The 547-nt window shown below is 45.2% G+C and carries 1 pseudogene; it reads left to right on the forward strand.

The window, feature by feature from the left end:
* Window positions 1-547 (forward strand): annotated as a pseudogene (locus R8N47_RS27685) (sodium-dependent transporter); the annotation flags it as partial.

A 547-nucleotide genomic window follows, 5' to 3' on the forward strand; every position in this document is an offset into this window, starting at 1 on the left:
AAGTAATGGTGGTGGAGCCTTCTTACTGGTTTACTTAGTGATGATTCTTATCGTTGCTTTTCCTATGCTGGTGGTTGAAATGGCGATTGGTCGTCATGGTCAAGCCAACCCAGTAGACAGCATGCGTGCATTAACCAACCACCCGACTGGCAAAAAGCTTGGCGGTATTGTGGGCTGGATTGGTTTGAGTGTACCAAGTGCAGTCTTAGCGTTTTATTCCATTGTTGGCGGTTGGTTGATCTGCTTTTTGCTAGGTGCGGTTACCGACATCATGGGAATGGAAGCGGCGACTCAATGGTTAAAAGGTTTTAGTGTAGAGCGCAACTTGTTCGGTACGATTACATTTTATGTACTTACCATTTTGATCGTGCAAGGTGGCGTTAAACAAGGCATTGAGAAATGGTCAACACGTCTAATGCCTGCGTTGTTCGTGTTATTCGGTTTGCTGTTTGTTTACATCATGACGCAAAACGGCGCGATGGAAGGTCTGAAGCATTACTTGGTGCCTGATTTCGAGAAAGTATGGGACCGTAAACTAATTCTTGCT

Source organism: Vibrio sp. 2132-1, assembly GCF_033344315.1.